The 14,421-nt window shown below is 37.9% G+C and carries 19 protein-coding genes; 14 read left to right on the plus strand and 5 right to left on the minus strand.

Annotated elements, in window-relative coordinates:
- Positions 1 to 92: 92 nt before the first annotated feature.
- The 9 genes from AXA65_RS20430 to AXA65_RS00960 all read left to right on the plus strand — a co-directional run bounded on the left by AXA65_RS20430 (position 93) and on the right by AXA65_RS00960 (position 4,117).
- Positions 93 to 227, plus strand: coding sequence for a hypothetical protein (locus tag AXA65_RS20430; protein ID WP_317040325.1), 135 nt, complete (start codon positions 93 to 95; stop codon positions 225 to 227).
- 57 nt (positions 228 to 284) lie between these two features.
- Positions 285 to 485 (plus strand): hypothetical protein, encoded by a 201-nt coding sequence (locus tag AXA65_RS20435; RefSeq protein WP_317040326.1) that lies wholly within the window; start codon positions 285 to 287, stop codon positions 483 to 485.
- Positions 486 to 697: 212 nt separating this feature from the next.
- Positions 698 to 1,162 carry a nucleoside triphosphate pyrophosphohydrolase family protein gene (locus tag AXA65_RS00935; protein WP_063968263.1) on the plus strand — a complete coding sequence of 155 codons (465 nt, stop codon included), beginning with the start codon at positions 698 to 700 and terminating at the stop codon, positions 1,160 to 1,162.
- Positions 1,163 to 1,172: 10 nt separating this feature from the next.
- Positions 1,173 to 1,718 (plus strand): TlpA family protein disulfide reductase, encoded by a 546-nt coding sequence (locus AXA65_RS00940; protein WP_063968264.1) that lies wholly within the window; start codon positions 1,173 to 1,175, stop codon positions 1,716 to 1,718.
- Between the two features lie 48 nt (positions 1,719 to 1,766).
- Positions 1,767 to 2,378: a DUF4230 domain-containing protein gene (locus AXA65_RS00945; protein ID WP_063968265.1), complete on the plus strand. Its 612-nt coding sequence runs from the start codon at positions 1,767 to 1,769 to the stop codon at positions 2,376 to 2,378.
- 11 nt (positions 2,379 to 2,389) lie between these two features.
- Complete coding sequence (locus AXA65_RS00950) at positions 2,390 to 2,569, plus strand: hypothetical protein (protein ID WP_063968266.1); 180 nt, start codon at positions 2,390 to 2,392, stop codon at positions 2,567 to 2,569.
- A gap of 154 nt (positions 2,570 to 2,723) precedes the next feature.
- The gene (locus AXA65_RS00955) at positions 2,724 to 3,221 is read left to right on the plus strand and encodes a hypothetical protein (RefSeq protein ID WP_063968267.1); all 498 of its coding nucleotides are present in this window, start codon (positions 2,724 to 2,726) and stop codon (positions 3,219 to 3,221) included.
- Between the two features lie 141 nt (positions 3,222 to 3,362).
- Complete coding sequence (locus AXA65_RS19800; RefSeq protein WP_165596550.1) at positions 3,363 to 3,503, plus strand: hypothetical protein; 141 nt, start codon at positions 3,363 to 3,365, stop codon at positions 3,501 to 3,503.
- Between the two features lie 107 nt (positions 3,504 to 3,610).
- Positions 3,611 to 4,117, plus strand: a complete 507-nt coding sequence (locus AXA65_RS00960) for a hypothetical protein (RefSeq protein ID WP_063968268.1) — start codon at positions 3,611 to 3,613, stop codon at positions 4,115 to 4,117.
- A 66-nt stretch (positions 4,118 to 4,183) separates the two neighbouring features.
- Here the strand turns inward: AXA65_RS00960 and leuB are convergent, their stop codons facing one another.
- The 4 genes from leuB to AXA65_RS00980 are packed head-to-tail and all read right to left on the minus strand — an operon-like array spanning position 4,184 to position 8,503.
- On the minus strand, positions 4,184 to 5,305 hold the full coding sequence (leuB, locus tag AXA65_RS00965; protein ID WP_063968269.1) for a 3-isopropylmalate dehydrogenase: 1,122 nt from the start codon (positions 5,303 to 5,305) through the stop codon (positions 4,184 to 4,186).
- Entirely contained in the window at positions 5,289 to 5,894 is a 606-nt protein-coding gene (gene leuD, locus AXA65_RS00970) for a 3-isopropylmalate dehydratase small subunit (protein WP_063968270.1), read from the minus strand. Before leuD ends, leuB begins: the two co-directional genes overlap by 17 nt.
- A gap of 56 nt (positions 5,895 to 5,950) precedes the next feature.
- A complete protein-coding gene (leuC, locus tag AXA65_RS00975; RefSeq protein WP_063968271.1) occupies positions 5,951 to 7,336 on the minus strand; it encodes a 3-isopropylmalate dehydratase large subunit in 1,386 nt (461 codons plus the stop codon).
- 3 nt (positions 7,337 to 7,339) lie between these two features.
- Positions 7,340 to 8,503, minus strand: coding sequence for a 2-isopropylmalate synthase (locus AXA65_RS00980; RefSeq protein ID WP_086048025.1), 1,164 nt, complete (start codon positions 8,501 to 8,503; stop codon positions 7,340 to 7,342).
- A 149-nt stretch (positions 8,504 to 8,652) separates the two neighbouring features.
- On the opposite strand from AXA65_RS00980, the gene AXA65_RS00985 reads away from it, so the two are divergent.
- The 5 genes from AXA65_RS00985 to rplT all read left to right on the plus strand — a co-directional run bounded on the left by AXA65_RS00985 (position 8,653) and on the right by rplT (position 13,640).
- Positions 8,653 to 10,188, plus strand: coding sequence for a hypothetical protein (locus tag AXA65_RS00985; protein ID WP_063968272.1), 1,536 nt, complete (start codon positions 8,653 to 8,655; stop codon positions 10,186 to 10,188).
- Positions 10,189 to 10,244: 56 nt separating this feature from the next.
- On the plus strand, positions 10,245 to 12,188 hold the full coding sequence (gene thrS, locus AXA65_RS00990) for a threonine--tRNA ligase (protein WP_063968273.1): 1,944 nt from the start codon (positions 10,245 to 10,247) through the stop codon (positions 12,186 to 12,188).
- Positions 12,189 to 12,256: 68 nt separating this feature from the next.
- A complete protein-coding gene (gene infC, locus AXA65_RS00995; protein ID WP_051259629.1) occupies positions 12,257 to 12,787 on the plus strand; it encodes a translation initiation factor IF-3 in 531 nt (176 codons plus the stop codon).
- A 196-nt stretch (positions 12,788 to 12,983) separates the two neighbouring features.
- Positions 12,984 to 13,181 (plus strand): 50S ribosomal protein L35, encoded by a 198-nt coding sequence (gene rpmI, locus AXA65_RS01000; protein WP_034965196.1) that lies wholly within the window; start codon positions 12,984 to 12,986, stop codon positions 13,179 to 13,181.
- 114 nt (positions 13,182 to 13,295) lie between these two features.
- The gene (gene rplT, locus AXA65_RS01005) at positions 13,296 to 13,640 is read left to right on the plus strand and encodes a 50S ribosomal protein L20 (RefSeq protein ID WP_063968274.1); all 345 of its coding nucleotides are present in this window, start codon (positions 13,296 to 13,298) and stop codon (positions 13,638 to 13,640) included.
- A 116-nt stretch (positions 13,641 to 13,756) separates the two neighbouring features.
- On the opposite strand, the gene AXA65_RS01010 is transcribed toward rplT, so the two are convergent.
- Entirely contained in the window at positions 13,757 to 14,380 is a 624-nt protein-coding gene (locus AXA65_RS01010) for an alpha-ketoglutarate-dependent dioxygenase AlkB family protein (protein WP_228391595.1), read from the minus strand.
- Between the last annotated feature and the right edge of the window lie 41 nt (positions 14,381 to 14,421).

Raw genomic sequence — 14,421 nt, forward strand, 5'->3', positions numbered from 1 at the left:
ATTAAATGATTAAATGATTAATTAATCTAAAAATTAAAATATTCAGCCCTTTCAAAATTAATAACTTTGAAAGGGTTTTTAAATTATAGCCGATGAATGCAGACATCATTTCATACAATCAGAAATTAGAATCTGAAGACGAAAAAATTGCGAATACCCTTTTCGAAGAAATCTGCAAGCATCTTCCCGAAGCTGAGAATAAAATCTGGCACGCACATCCGGTTTGATTTCTTGATGGAAATCCGATTGTTGGTTACAGCAAACAGAAACGAGGAATTCGATTGATGTTTTGGAGCGGAAAATCTTTCGTTGAAGAAAAACTGAATGTGGAAGGCGAAAAATTCCAAGATGCTTCTATTTTCTATAATGATGTGAATGAAATTAACAAAGACGATTTAAAACGTTGGCTGGAAAAATCCAGAGAAATCCAATGGGATTATAAGAATATTGTGAAACGGAAAGGTGTTTTGGAACGTTTGAAGTAATTTTAATAAATCCTTCGACTCCGCTCAGGATGACAATTCTAATATTAAAAAATTAATCGTAAGCGATGTCAGGCTGAGCGGAGTCGAAGTCTTTTTCCAACTTGATTCCGACTTTTTGAAAACTATAATTACTACTCAAAAAACATTTTAATTTTATAAATGCTGTCTTTAAGGATGGCATTTTTTATATTTGTTAAAATTTTAGAAAATATATGGAAAAGATAGACAGTCTGAACCAAGTTGCCGAATTTCACAAAACATTCAACGCCCCAATTCTGGACACACCTCAGATTCCTTCAAAAGAACGCGCTGAGTTGAGAGTGAGTCTTTTGCAAGAAGAATTGGACGAACTGAAAAAAGCGATTGAAGACAACGATTTGGTAGAAGTTGCTGATGCACTTTGCGACCTTCAGTATGTTTTGAGTGGCGCTGTTTTGGAGTTTGGATTGGGAGACAAATTTGTGGAATTATTTAATGAAGTTCAGCGTTCCAATATGTCCAAAGCTTGTGATAATGAAGTTCAGGCACAAGAAACAGTAGAATTTTACAAAGCCAAAGGAACTGATGCTTATTACGAAAAATCTGGCGACAAATACAATGTTCACAGAGTTGCAGACAACAAAGTTCTTAAGAACAAATATTATTCTGCAGCGGACATCGCTTCATTATTGAAATAAAAAACTCAGGATGAAAAAAATTTCAATTTTATTGGGAATCATTGCACTCACAACTATTAATTCTTGTGCGGAAAGAATCATCGTCAACCGAGAAGTAGAATCCAAGAACGATGGCAAAATGCTTTTGGGAACGCAATCACTTGACCAATTCCGAAAAGAACCTTACAAAACCTGGTTTGATGAGGAATATGACCGTTATCAAATTGACCAGCCAAGTTTGGCAGAATTGAAGAAAGAAAAACTGAACAGTTATAGCTTGGTGGTCTTCGTCGGAAGCTGGTGCGAAGACAGCCACAGAGAATTTCCGAGATTGATAAAAATCCTGGAAACTTTGAAATACAATACGGATAAGATGCAAATCATCGCTGTAAACCGCAAAAAGGAATCTCCGGCTGGCGAAGAAGGTCTTTATAACATCACAAGAGTTCCGACAATCATCGTCAAAAAGTACGGAAAAGAAATCGGAAGAATCACAGAAATGCCCGAAACCGGATTTTTGGAGAAAGATTTGCTTAACATTTTGAAAAAAGATAATAATTCAGGCTTATTTAAGTAGGAGAAATTATTTCAAAACTTAATTGGCTGACAAATCGCAATCATTCAAATGACAAAATACACAGGCATCCTTTCTTTTATTTTCGGAATCATTCTGACGGTTTTTCTATTTCTATCGTGGAGAAGCTGTAATAAAAAAGAAGATGCAGCGCTCATCAATCAAGATTACTATCTCATCACAAATCAAATTCAGAAAATGAATAAAATGGTGGTTTTGGAACAGGATTTTTCCAGCTTCCAGACGCACAAAAGTTCAGCAGCAAGTGTCGCCGGATTTGATATTCTGCCAAGAGAAATGGTACTTTACACGACTGCAAAAGCTCAAGTTTCTTACGATTTGAAACAGATGAAAATCGATGTCGATACAGTTAATAAAAAAGTCATCATTAATGAGCTTCCTCAACCGGAAATCAAGATTTTTCCAGATGTGAAAATTCATTTTATGGATGATTACGCCATCAACAGATTCACTCAGAAAGATATCAACGGTGTGATGGAGTCTGCCAAGAAAAATATGGCAAAAAGCGTGAACCAGAACAGTTTGAAGGAGCAAAGCAAAAAACAATTGAAAGATAATCTGAACGATATATTCGTTTTGGCAAAGGCATTGCATTATTCCATCGAGGATAAGACCAATACTTTTCCCGCAACCGAATTATAAAATCAATCGTTATGGAACCAGATAAAAAACAAGAAAGCAATAACTCGTCTGAACAGAAAAAACAGACCGAAGATTTCAAAAATATTCCAGCCGCTTCTGACAAGCAAAACCCGCCTGACATAGACAAAAAAGACATCGATAAAAGTTCTGAAGTGAACAAAGATGGCAAAACAGATAACATAAAAAAGTAATTATTTTTGCGAAAAAACCAACAAGCCTTTCAATTTATTTTGAAAGGCTTGTTTATTTGATAAAATTAACATATATTTAATATTGCAAATCAGATGATAAAAATTTGGTTTCAGAAGTGTTCTTTTTATTTCGTCTCATCAAAACATTACAGCTATGTCTTATATTGTTGTAGGGCTTTTTCCCACTCAGCTAGAGGCTGACAAGGTCCTTTTAAAATTGGAAAACGCTGGTTACAATGACTACAATCTTTCTCATTCTCATCACGAGACTGCGCAAAATGTGGACATTGAGAAGAAAAATGGTTTTTGGAATTGGTTATTTGATGACAATCACATAGACAAAGCCCGTTTCGAATACGCAAGTATCGACCACAACACGATCACCGTCCATCTGCAGACCGAGCAGGACGCGCACATCGTGAAAGATATCCTAGACAACAATGGCGCCGTGAATGTAGAAGAGAAAGCTCAGGACCACATGACTGAAAATTATCCGAATCACGAATATGTGATCTCCGAGAGCAGAAATGCGAAGATCATTGCCAAAGCACGGAACAATCTATTTTTCACAAACGACCGAAAACCACATCACAACCACGAAAAAAGAATTGCTGATGAGATCGATGGTTTGGGAATTACGAAGTTCAAATAGTTAGTTAGTAATTATTTGGGCAGCTTTTCCGTCCTCCGTTCCCGCTATTTTTGCCAAGCTTTTCCAGCCGCAAAAAATGAGCTCCACTCAGGCAGGGCTGCATAACCTCGGTGTAATTATAAACCTTTGAAAATTCAAACTATGGAAACCTTTCGGATGAACTGGAAGGTTTTTTCTATGCCGAAACGTTCAACTTGGCGAAGCGCGCCCCGACTTGAGCGGAAATCCTTTTTTGTAGCTGGAAAAGCCAAGGCAAAAAGATTGGGAGCGGAAGGCGGATAAAGGCGCCCAAATCTTAAATACTGTTAAAATTTTGTCCGGCAGTGGATTGTGTCATCATTTTTGTTTGGGTAAGGGAAATAAGTTTAACCACCAAAAAAAATATTATTATGTCTTACACGATTATCGGGATTTTCCCAAACGAAGCAGAAAGCAGAGATGTGATCACCAAACTGGAAGAAGCAGGCTTGTACGAATATTCCCTTGCCAACGCAGAAATAGAAGCCCTGGACAAAGTTGAAACCGTTGATACGGACAAAAAAGCAAGTTTCTTTGACTGGCTTTTTGACAGAGATGTTGTAGAAACTGACCGCTACGAATATGCAAGTATCGACAGCAACAGAATTACCGTCTATGCTGAAACAGAAGACGATGCGAACGCTGCTAAAAAAATATTGGATGAAAACGGCGCGATAGATGTGGAAGAAAAAACCAGAGGTTACCTCGCAGAAAAATATCCGGACACACACCACGAATATCCAATTCCAGAATCTACGAGAGCAAGGATCATCGCAAAAGCGAAAAATGATCTGTACTTCACAGATGATCGAAGCGCTGCCTACAGACCGGAAAAAGGAATGTCAGACGAGATGGATTCTCAGGGCAGAAAAGACTAACTGAATGAATTTTAATTTTATATTTTAACTGATGAGAGCCGAATAAACTTCGGCTCTCATTTTATTTTAGACAATCGTGGATTTTCCCAGCTGGACATTCTCGTGGTTGTAATACGACCTCTCCGAAAACAAAATATAATCTGCAATGAAATCCCCAACTTCGCTGGTTGAATAATTGATATCTGGATTCAGGTCAATCGTCACATATCTGCTTTCGATGGCATTTTCCACGCTTTCTCTCAGTTTATTGGCAGCTTGGGTCAATTCCAAATGGTCGAGCATCATCGCTGCACTCAAGATGGAGGCGATTGGATTGGCAATTCCTTTTCCTTTGGCTTGAGGATAAGAACCGTGGATTGGTTCGAAAAGTGCGTTGTCAATGCCAATTGATGCAGAAGGTAATAAACCAATTGAACCGCCAATCACGCTGGCTTCATCAGAAATAATATCGCCGAACATATTTTCTGTCAGGATGACATCAAATTGTTTAGGATTAAGAATCATTTGCATCGCGGCATTATCTACGAACATAAAATCCACTTTGACATCCGGATATTCCAAAGCAATTTCCTTCACGATTTTTCTCCAAAGTCTGGATGTGTCTAGAACGTTGGCTTTGTCAATTAATGTCAGTTTTTTCTTTCTTTTTTGAGCGTCCTGAAAAGCCAAATGTGCGATTCCCGTAATTTCTTCTTTCGAATATTTACAGACGTCGTAAGCGTAATCTCCGTTTTCCTCAGTAAATTTTTCTCCGAAATAGATGCCGCTAATCAATTCACGATAGATTTGAATATCCGTTCCTTCGACGATTTCTCTTTTCAATGGACTTTTCTTAACCAGAGATGCAAAAGTTTTAATCGGTCTGATGTTGGCGAATAATCCCAATTCTTTTCTCAATTTCAGCAAACCTTGTTCTGGACGAACTTTCGCGTCAGGATTATTATCAAAAGCCGGGTCGCCAATTGCACCGAACAAAACAGCGTCGGAATTTTTGCATAATTCCAAAGTTTCTTCTGGTAAAGGATTTCCCGTTTGATAAATGGCTTCCGCTCCCATCACGCCATAATCGAATTGGAAATTGTATTGAAAGGCTTCGCCAATCACTTTTAAGATCTTCACACTTTCGTTGGTCACTTCCGGACCGATGCCATCGCCTGGCAAAACCGCTATTTTATAATTCTTGCTCATATACTTTCTGTGTTTTTTGTTCAAATTTCTGAACCGCTTCTTTTTTGTTCGTTAAAAAATCAATATCGTCGTAGCCGTTGATGAGGCATATTTTTTTGTAAGAATCCAACTCGAAACTTTCTGTTTTATCATTGAAAGAAATCGTCTGTTCCTCTACGTCCACTGTAATTTGAGTTGATGGATTTTGCGTGATGGTTTCCATTAAATCTTTGAGATATTCCTCAGAAACTTTCACTGGAAGTAATCCATTATTAAGCGCATTGCCTTTGAAAATATCAGCAAAATAACTTGACACAACCACTTTGAATCCATAATCCGTCAACGACCAGGCCGCGTGTTCTCTGCTGCTTCCACATCCGAAGTTATTTCCTGCAACCAGAATTTCACCGGAATATTTAGGAGTATTCAAAACGAAGTCAGGATTTGGTTCATTCGTGTGAACGTTATACCGCCAGTCTCTGAAAAGATTTTCGCCGAAACCTTCTTTGCTGATGCTTTTAAGGAAACGCGCCGGAATAATCTGGTCGGTATCTATATTTTCGCTCGGCAACGGAACGGCCTGAGATTTTATTAAAACTAATTTTTGCATACGGTTAATTCGATGTTCAAGATTTAAAATTCAATGTTTAAAATTCCAGATTATAATTAATTCAGATTTTCAAAAGCCGGAATTCTGCCTTCCACAGCAACTTTCGCAGCTGTTAACGGACTCGCCAAAAGTGTTCTTGCGCCTTGACCTTGTCGGCCTTCGAAGTTTCTGTTGGACGTGGAAACGCAATATTCACCTTCTGGGATTTTATCTTCATTCATTGCCAAACAAGCCGAACATCCAGGCTGACGAATTTGGAAACCAGCCTCATTAAAGACTTTATCCAATCCTTCATCATAAATTTGTTTTGCTACTTTTTGTGAACCCGGAACCAGCCAAGCGACAATATTTGTAGCTTTTTGCTTTCCTTTCACATAAGTTGCAGCCGAACGAAAATCCTCAATCCTTGCGTTGGTACAACTTCCGATGAAAACGTAATTTACTTTTATGTCTGAGGTGGATTGTCCGGCATTCAGTCCCATATATTTCAAAGCTTTTTCTTCGGATTCGTTTTGAGCCGTCGGAATTTTAGAATCGATGGAAATTCCCATTCCAGGGTTGGTTCCGTAAGTTATCATTGGACGAATATCTTCTGCCGAGAATTCAAATTCTTTATCAAAAATAGCGTCAGAATCGGATTTCAACGTTTTCCAATATTCAACTTTTTCAGTCCATTCTTCTCCTTTTGGTGCGAATGTTTTGTCTTTTACATAGTTGAAAGTGGTTTCATCGGGCGCAATCATTCCGCCTCTCGCTCCCATTTCGATGCTCATATTGCAGACGGTCATTCGGCCTTCCATCGACATTTCTTCGAAGACATTTCCTTCATATTCGCAGAAATAACCAGTTCCTGAATCCGTTCCGACCTTCGAAATAATATAAAGAATCACATCTTTCGGCTGAACATCTTTATTCAGTTTTCCATTCACGGAAACACGCATCGATTTTGGTTTGTTCATTAACAGACATTGACTTGCAAAAACCTGCGCGACCTGACTTGTTCCAATTCCAAAAGCAATCGCTCCAAAAGCGCCGTGCGTGGAAGTATGACTGTCACCGCAAACAATGCTCATTCCCGGCTGAGTAATTCCCAACTCGGGAGCGATGATGTGAACGATTCCTTGATATTGATGACCAAGTCCGTACAACTCGATGTTATTTTTTTTGCAATTCTCTGTCAATTGCTGAACCTGCGTTCTTGACAATTCGTCTCTGATTGGCAATTCCTGTCCTAACGTCGGAACGTTGTGGTCGGCAGTCGCCACAATTTGATTCGGACGAAAAACTTCCAAACCTCTTGCTTCCAATTCCGCAAAAGCCTGTGGACTTGTCACTTCGTGAATCAAATGTTTATCTATATAAATTACCTGAGGTCCATCCGGAACGGTTTCTACAACGTGCGCATCCCAAACTTTATCAAATAGTGTTTTGCTTTGGCTCATTTTCTATCCAATTTTTTGATTAAATGATTTCATCATAAAGCTTAAATCATCATTATTAACTTCTTTTTTGGTATCGGCGATTTTCAAAAACTCCTGATACAAAAAGTCCAACTCCACTTTTGTCACATCAAAACCGATATTTTTGAAACGATAAGCCAACGCCGAACGTCCGCTTCTCGCTGTCAGAACGATGGAAGATTCATTGATTCCGACTTCTTTCGGGTCGATAATTTCATAGGTTTCCCTGTTTTTGATAACGCCATCCTGATGAATTCCGGAACTGTGTGCAAATGCATTCGCTCCAACAATTGCCTTATTTGGCTGAACCGGCATTCCCATTAATTCTGAAACCAGATAACTCATTTCGTTCAGCATTTTGGAATTGATATCGGTGTGAAAATTAAGATTTGGATGTTGTTTAATAATCATCACCACTTCTTCCAAAGCTGTGTTTCCGGCACGTTCGCCAAGTCCGTTGATGGTACATTCGATTTGTCTGGCGCCGTTGATGATTCCTGAGATAGAATTTGCGGTTGCCATTCCAAGGTCGTTGTGACAGTGGCAAGACAAAATTGCTTTGTCAATGTCTTTTACATTTTCTCTCAGATATTTGATTTTTCGGCCGTATTCTTCCGGCAGACAATAACCTGTTGTATCAGGAATATTAAGAACTGTTGCGCCGGCCTTGATGACTTCTTCACAGACTTTTGCCAGGAAATCATTATCAGTTCGTCCTGCATCTTCAGCATAAAACTCAACATCATCCACGAAATTCTTCGCGTATTTCACCGCTTCGATTGCGCGTTCCAAAACCTGCTCTCTTGTAGAATTGAATTTGAATCTGATGTGAGAATCTGAAGTTCCAATTCCGGTATGGATTCTTGGTCTTTTTGCATATTTCAAAGCTTCTGCAGCGACTTCTATATCTTTTTTGTTGGCTCTCGTCAATCCGCAAACTTTCGCATATTTCACGATTTTGGAAATCTCCTGAACGGATTGGAAATCACCTGGACTCGAAATTGGAAAACCAGCTTCAATAATATCAACGCCAAGAAAATCGAGTTTCTCGGCGATGATTATTTTTTGTTCTGTATTGAGTTTACATCCGGGAACCTGTTCACCATCTCTCAACGTCGTATCAAAAATTTCAATTTTTTCCGGATTCATAATAAAGTTTTTTACCTAATTTTGATATTCAAAAGTAGAATTTGATTTATGATATCTGATTGATACTTTCTAAAAAATACAATATTCAATTCCTTTAAAATAATTGACAACAAATTAATTATCAATTATTTATATATTTTAAATTTACAATGTCAGAATTACAGAAAGATTTTTTATTTGTACTCATCAAGTCACTTTCGACGTCGGAAAAACGTCAATTTAAGCTGTACGTGAACCGACTTGGAATTAATGTCGACGCCAAATTTCTTTTACTTTTTTCTGAATTGGACAAAATGAAAGAATATAATGAGGAGATTATTATTGAGAAAAAAATATCATCGAAACAGCAACTTTCCAATCTGAAAGCACATCTTTATAAACAAATCCTGGTAAGTCTGAGACTGAATCCAAGCCTTCAAAACAGCAGAATCCAATTGCGGGAACAGCTTGATTTTGCAACGATTTTATATCAAAAAGGTTTGTACAAGCAAGCTTTGAAAATCCTAGACAAAGCGAAACAATCTGCATTGGATTTAGATGAAAAAAGCATCGCTTCAGAAATCATAGAACTTGAAAAAGTTATTGAATCTCAATTCATTACAAGAAGTATCGACGGACGAGCAGATGAATTAATTCTGCAATCGACTGAAATCAACAAGCAAAACAGTTATGCTACCCAACTTTCCAATCTTTCTTTGAAATTGTACAGCGAAATGTTGACGCACGGTTACATCAAAAATGACGAAGACCGTGATAAAATCCTTGATTTGTTTGATAAAAAAGTCAAAAAAATTGACCTTAACAAACTTAATTTCACGGAGAAACTTTGGTATTTCAAGGCTCACGTTTGGAAAAATCAGCTTTTGCAGGATTACAAGTACACTTTAAAATACGCTTATCAATGGGTAGAATTGTTCCATCAGAATCCTGAAATGATAAAAAATCATCCAGTTTGGTACATCAAAGGAAATACTTATTTATTCAAAATTTTGTTTCTGTACGGCAATATTAAAAGGATTGAAGAAAGTTTTGAGAAGTTTAGTCGCGTTGTAAAATCGGACACTTTTATTCATAATGAGAATTCGCAATCGTTGATTTTCCTTAATTATTATAATACCAAAATGAATCTTTATTTCATCAAAGGAGATTTTTTCGGTGGCACAAAGATGATTCCTGAATTGGAATTGAAGATGGAAAAACACCGCGACAAGATAGATGAACACCATTTTCTCATTTTATATCTGAAAATCGCATCGATGTATTTTGGCAGTAAACAATATCAAAACACTATTAAATACGGTTTGAAAATCATTAATTCAAAAGGAAATATTCAGGAGGATTTGCTTTTCCACACGAGGATTTTGATTCTGATGGCGAAATTTGAAGCTGGTTTTGATGACGATTATGATGCCTTTGTGAAAAGCACGATTAAGTTTGTAAAAAAGATGAGAAATCCCGGCGAATTACATTTTAAAATTGTTGATTTCTTTAAGAAAATCGATGACCAGAATTCCACTGCGCAACTTTCGTCTTTCAAGGAATTCGAAAAGCAGCTGCAGGAATCCGAGAAAAACAGATACGACAAAAGAACGCTCGTCTACATCGACATCCACGGCTGGGTAAAATCGAAAGTGAGAAATGTGGACGTCATCGAGATTATAAAAGAGAAAGTTAAGCTAAAATAAATCCGGTTTTTTCTTTAAAAAATCACTATTTTTGCATCCTAAAAATTTCAGTCATAATGCTAAAAATTACTCTTCCTGATGGCAGCATCAGAGAATATGAAGGAGCAGTTACTCCACTACAAGTTGCACAAAGTATCAGTGACGGTTTGGCAAGAAACACCATTTCTGCCGTCGTAAACGGAAAACAGACAGAAGTAGACACCACGATAACGGAGGATTCTACAGTGCAGCTATTGACGTGGAATGACGATATGGGTAAAAAAGCATTCTGGCATTCTTCTGCCCACTTGCTGGCTCAGGCTATTATGGAATTTTATCCAGAGGCTAAGCTGACAATCGGGCCTGCAATCGCGAACGGATTCTATTATGATGTAGATTTCGGAGGAGAACCTTTGTCTGAAAAAGACTTCGAAAAGCTGGAAAAGAAAATCTTAGAAAATGCTAAGAAAAATTCGACTTTCAACCTTCGTGAAGTTTCCAAAGCTGACGCGCTAAAAGAATATGCGGACAATCCTTTCAAAACAGAATTGATTGAAAATCTGCCTGATGGCGAAATCACCTTCGTAACTCATGATAACTTCACAGACCTTTGTAGAGGTGGACACATCCCATCAACAGGAATTGTAAAAGCTGTAAAAATATTGAACGCAGCCGGAGCTTATTGGAGAGGTGACGAGAAAAATCCACAGCTGACAAGAGTTTACGGTGTTTCTTTTCCAAAACAAAAAGAGCTGACAGAATATCTTGAAAGACTGGAGGAAGCAAAAAGAAGAGACCACAGAAAATTGGGTAAAGAATTGGGAATTTTCGCATTCTCAGAAAAAGTAGGTGCCGGTCTTCCGCTTTGGTTGCCAAAAGGTGCTGCGCTTAGAAAAAAATTAGAAGAATTCCTTTCCAAAGCACAGAAAAAACAAGGTTATGAATTCGTGATCTCTCCACATATTGGAGCGAAAGAATTGTATGTAACTTCTGGACACTGGGACAAATATGGCGCTGATAGTTTTCAGCCAATCAAAACACCAAATGAAGGTGAAGAATTTTTATTAAAACCAATGAACTGTCCGCACCACTGCGAGATTTACAAAGCTCAGCAATGGTCTTACAAAGATTTGCCGAAGCGTTATGCGGAATTTGGTACAGTTTACAGATATGAGCAATCTGGAGAATTACACGGCTTGACAAGAGTTCGTGGATTTACTCAGGATGATGCGCACCTTTTCTGTACGCCAGACCAGTTGTTGCAGGAATTTGAAAAAGTGATCGACCTTGTGCTTTACGTTTTCGGTTCACTTGGATTTGCTGACTTTACGGCTCAAATTTCATTAAGAGACAAAGAAAACAGAGACAAATATATCGGATCCGATGAGAATTGGGAGAAAGCTGAAAACGCAATCGTGACTGCTGCAAAAGCAAAAGGCTTGAAAACTGTAACTGAATATGGCGAAGCGGCTTTCTATGGTCCAAAGCTTGACTTTATGGTGAAAGATGCGTTGGGAAGAAGCTGGCAGTTGGGAACAATTCAGGTAGATTACAATTTACCGGAAAGATTTGACCTTTGGTACAACGGAAGCGACAACGAGAAGCACAGACCAGTGATGATCCACAGAGCGCCATTCGGCTCTATGGAACGTTTCATTGCGATATTAATTGAGAATACAGCGGGTGATTTCCCACTTTGGCTGAGTCCGGAACAGTTCACTATTTTGCCTATCAGTGAAAAATATTCAGATTATGCAAAAAAAGTTTCAGAATCATTGGAAATTCACGATATTTGCGGATTGATTGACGACAGAAACGAGAAAACGGGTAAGAAAATCCGTGATGCCGAATTGAAAAAGTTACCATTTATGCTTATTGTAGGTGAGAACGAGGAAAATAACGGTACGATTTCTGTAAGAAGAAGAGGCGAAGGTGATTTGGGAGAAATGACGGTGGATGCGTTTATAACATACTTTAAACAAGAAGCAAAACCAGCATTTGACTTAGGAGCAAACCAATAAGCCAACACTAATTATTAATTTTAAAATTTAAAACCATAGCACTAAAAAGAAACAACAGCAGAGGCCCGATGAGACGTCCAGTCCAAGAAGACCTCCATCAAATTAACGGTAAAATTCGTGCTAACGAGGTACGTCTTGTTGGTGACAACGTAGAACCGGGAGTTTACCCTTTATCAAAAGCTTTAGAAATTGCAAGAGAACAAGAGTTGGATCTTGTCGTAATTTCTGATAAAGCTGAGCCTTATATTTCTCGTATCCTTGATTATAAAAAATTCTTGTACGAGCAAAAGAAAAAGACCAAAGAACTAAAAGCGAAGCAAGTAAAAGTAGTTGTGAAAGAAATTAGATTTGGTCCTCAGACCGATGATCACGATTATGACTTCAAGAAAAAGCACGCTGAAAAATTCTTGGAAGAAGGTTCAAAACTGAAAACCTACGTTTTCTTCAAAGGCCGTTCTATTATCTTTAAAGACCAGGGAGAGATTCTTCTTTTGAAACTTGCCCAGGATCTGGAGCATGTTGGGAAAGTCGACCAGCTTCCTAAACTTGAAGGGAAAAGAATGATCATGATGATGAGCCCTAAGAAGCCTGCTAAATAACATTGATACCATTCAATTGATATATAAAACCTCAAATTAATTTTGAGGTTTTTTTGATATTTTAATTAATATGATCAAACACAGATTTTACAGTCTGAGTTTGATAATTTTTTTGTAATTTTGCAAACTATTATTCTTGGATACGTTCATTGATAATAAAAATAGATATTGATAACAAAACATAAAAAGCAAAACAATGCCAAAATTAAAAACGAAATCAGGTGCTAAAAAGCGTTTTGCTCTTACCGGAACCGGAAAGATCAAAAGAAAAGGTGCTTTCAAAAGCCACATCTTGACAAAGAAAGAAACTAAGCAAAAGAGAAATCTGACGCAAACTTCTTACGTTGCAGAAGTGGACAAGAAAAGTGTACTACGTCAATTAGCGTTAAAGTAGTTTTTATAAATCATTTCGGTTTATAAGAATTAGAACAATTCAACAATTAACCCTGGAACGGTGCACCTAAGCGTAATGAAAATTACCGCCCTTTTCAAAAAAACAATTTAAATTATGCCAAGATCAGTAAATTCTGTAGCGTCTAGAGCGCGTAGAAAAAAAGTTTTAAAAAAGGCTAAAGGTTTTTTCGGTAGAAGAAAGAACGTTTGGACTGTAGCAAAAAATGCGGTAGAGAAAGCAATGTCTTACGCTTACCGTGGTAGAAAAGAGAAGAAAAGAAGTTTCAGAAGCCTTTGGGTAATGCGTATCAATGCAGGAGCTAGAGAGCACGGATTGACTTATTCTCAATTCATAGGAGGTCTTAAGAAAAACAACATCGAGCTAAACAGAAAAGTCCTTGCAGATCTTGCAATGAACCATCCAGAAGCTTTCAAAGCTGTTGTAGACCTAGTAAAATAATTACAAATCTTTGTTATCAATATAAAATCCTGAGAATTCCTCAGGATTTTTTTTTTAATTCAACTTTACGGATCCTCTTGGCGGAATAGGCTGAAATTTCGGATTATTAAGAATGTTTACAACTCCCGAATATTCCGAAAAGTCAAATTGATACGCGGTTTCATCGGTCTGGTCGATTTGGCGATCCTATGTTCCCAATTGGTCTGCAGATCGCCTTTCATAATGAGCAGTGAACCGTGCTGAAGTGGCAACGTATATTTATTCTGATGATTGTCCTTTTTTCTAAAATCAAAATTCCTCACTTGCCCAAAACTCACCGATGCGATAACTGGACGATTGCCCAGCTCGCTTTCCTTGTCGCGATGCCAAGCGACGGAATCATTTCCGTCCCTATAAAAATTGAGCAAGACAGAATTGAACTGATGACCTGTCAATTTCTGGATTTTATATTTCAAGCCCAAAAGTTCCGGCGTCCAGGCATTGACACTGAATTCATTGCCTCCCAAATGATAGGATTTTTCATCGTCGCCATACCAGGCTGTCAGGCGTGGCGTCAAAACTTCTTTGTCATACATTTTTTGCGTATTCTGTTTCCAGGGAACAGTTTCTATGAGTATTTTTTCAATTTCGGTCGCTCTCTCTTCAGACAAAAAATGTTCGGTATAATCCAAAAGCTCCGTCGGAAATTGGTAATATTCGCCTGCATCGAATAAACTGAGTTGCATATCTGTATTGTACATTTTAAAATTATTTGGGAAAATGGACCTTACTCGTCCCAAGA

The sequence above is a fragment of the Chryseobacterium sp. FP211-J200 genome (assembly GCF_001643375.1).
Classification (GTDB): Bacteria; Bacteroidota; Bacteroidia; order Flavobacteriales; family Weeksellaceae; genus Epilithonimonas; species Epilithonimonas ginsengisoli.

Excerpts from the sequence above, each read along its gene's own strand:
- AXA65_RS20430 (WP_317040325.1), top strand. The coding sequence starts at position 93 with ATGAATGCAGACATCATTTCATACAATCAGAAATTAGAATCTGAAGAC.
- AXA65_RS20435 (WP_317040326.1), top strand. The coding sequence starts at position 285 with ATGTTTTGGAGCGGAAAATCTTTCGTTGAAGAAAAACTGAATGTGGAA.
- AXA65_RS00935 (WP_063968263.1), top strand. The coding sequence starts at position 698 with ATGGAAAAGATAGACAGTCTGAACCAAGTTGCCGAATTTCACAAAACA.
- AXA65_RS00940 (WP_063968264.1), top strand. The coding sequence starts at position 1,173 with ATGAAAAAAATTTCAATTTTATTGGGAATCATTGCACTCACAACTATT.
- AXA65_RS00945 (WP_063968265.1), top strand. The coding sequence starts at position 1,767 with ATGACAAAATACACAGGCATCCTTTCTTTTATTTTCGGAATCATTCTG.
- AXA65_RS00950 (WP_063968266.1), top strand. The coding sequence starts at position 2,390 with ATGGAACCAGATAAAAAACAAGAAAGCAATAACTCGTCTGAACAGAAA.
- AXA65_RS00955 (WP_063968267.1), top strand. The coding sequence starts at position 2,724 with ATGTCTTATATTGTTGTAGGGCTTTTTCCCACTCAGCTAGAGGCTGAC.
- AXA65_RS19800 (WP_165596550.1), top strand. The coding sequence starts at position 3,363 with ATGGAAACCTTTCGGATGAACTGGAAGGTTTTTTCTATGCCGAAACGT.
- AXA65_RS00960 (WP_063968268.1), top strand. The coding sequence starts at position 3,611 with ATGTCTTACACGATTATCGGGATTTTCCCAAACGAAGCAGAAAGCAGA.
- leuB (WP_063968269.1), bottom strand. The coding sequence starts at position 5,305 with ATGAGCAAGAATTATAAAATAGCGGTTTTGCCAGGCGATGGCATCGGT.
- leuD (WP_063968270.1), bottom strand. The coding sequence starts at position 5,894 with ATGCAAAAATTAGTTTTAATAAAATCTCAGGCCGTTCCGTTGCCGAGC.
- leuC (WP_063968271.1), bottom strand. The coding sequence starts at position 7,336 with ATGAGCCAAAGCAAAACACTATTTGATAAAGTTTGGGATGCGCACGTT.
- AXA65_RS00980 (WP_086048025.1), bottom strand. The coding sequence starts at position 8,503 with ATGAATCCGGAAAAAATTGAAATTTTTGATACGACGTTGAGAGATGGT.
- AXA65_RS00985 (WP_063968272.1), top strand. The coding sequence starts at position 8,653 with ATGTCAGAATTACAGAAAGATTTTTTATTTGTACTCATCAAGTCACTT.
- thrS (WP_063968273.1), top strand. The coding sequence starts at position 10,245 with ATGCTAAAAATTACTCTTCCTGATGGCAGCATCAGAGAATATGAAGGA.
- infC (WP_051259629.1), top strand. The coding sequence starts at position 12,257 with ATGAGACGTCCAGTCCAAGAAGACCTCCATCAAATTAACGGTAAAATT.
- rpmI (WP_034965196.1), top strand. The coding sequence starts at position 12,984 with ATGCCAAAATTAAAAACGAAATCAGGTGCTAAAAAGCGTTTTGCTCTT.
- rplT (WP_063968274.1), top strand. The coding sequence starts at position 13,296 with ATGCCAAGATCAGTAAATTCTGTAGCGTCTAGAGCGCGTAGAAAAAAA.
- AXA65_RS01010 (WP_228391595.1), bottom strand. The coding sequence starts at position 14,380 with ATGTACAATACAGATATGCAACTCAGTTTATTCGATGCAGGCGAATAT.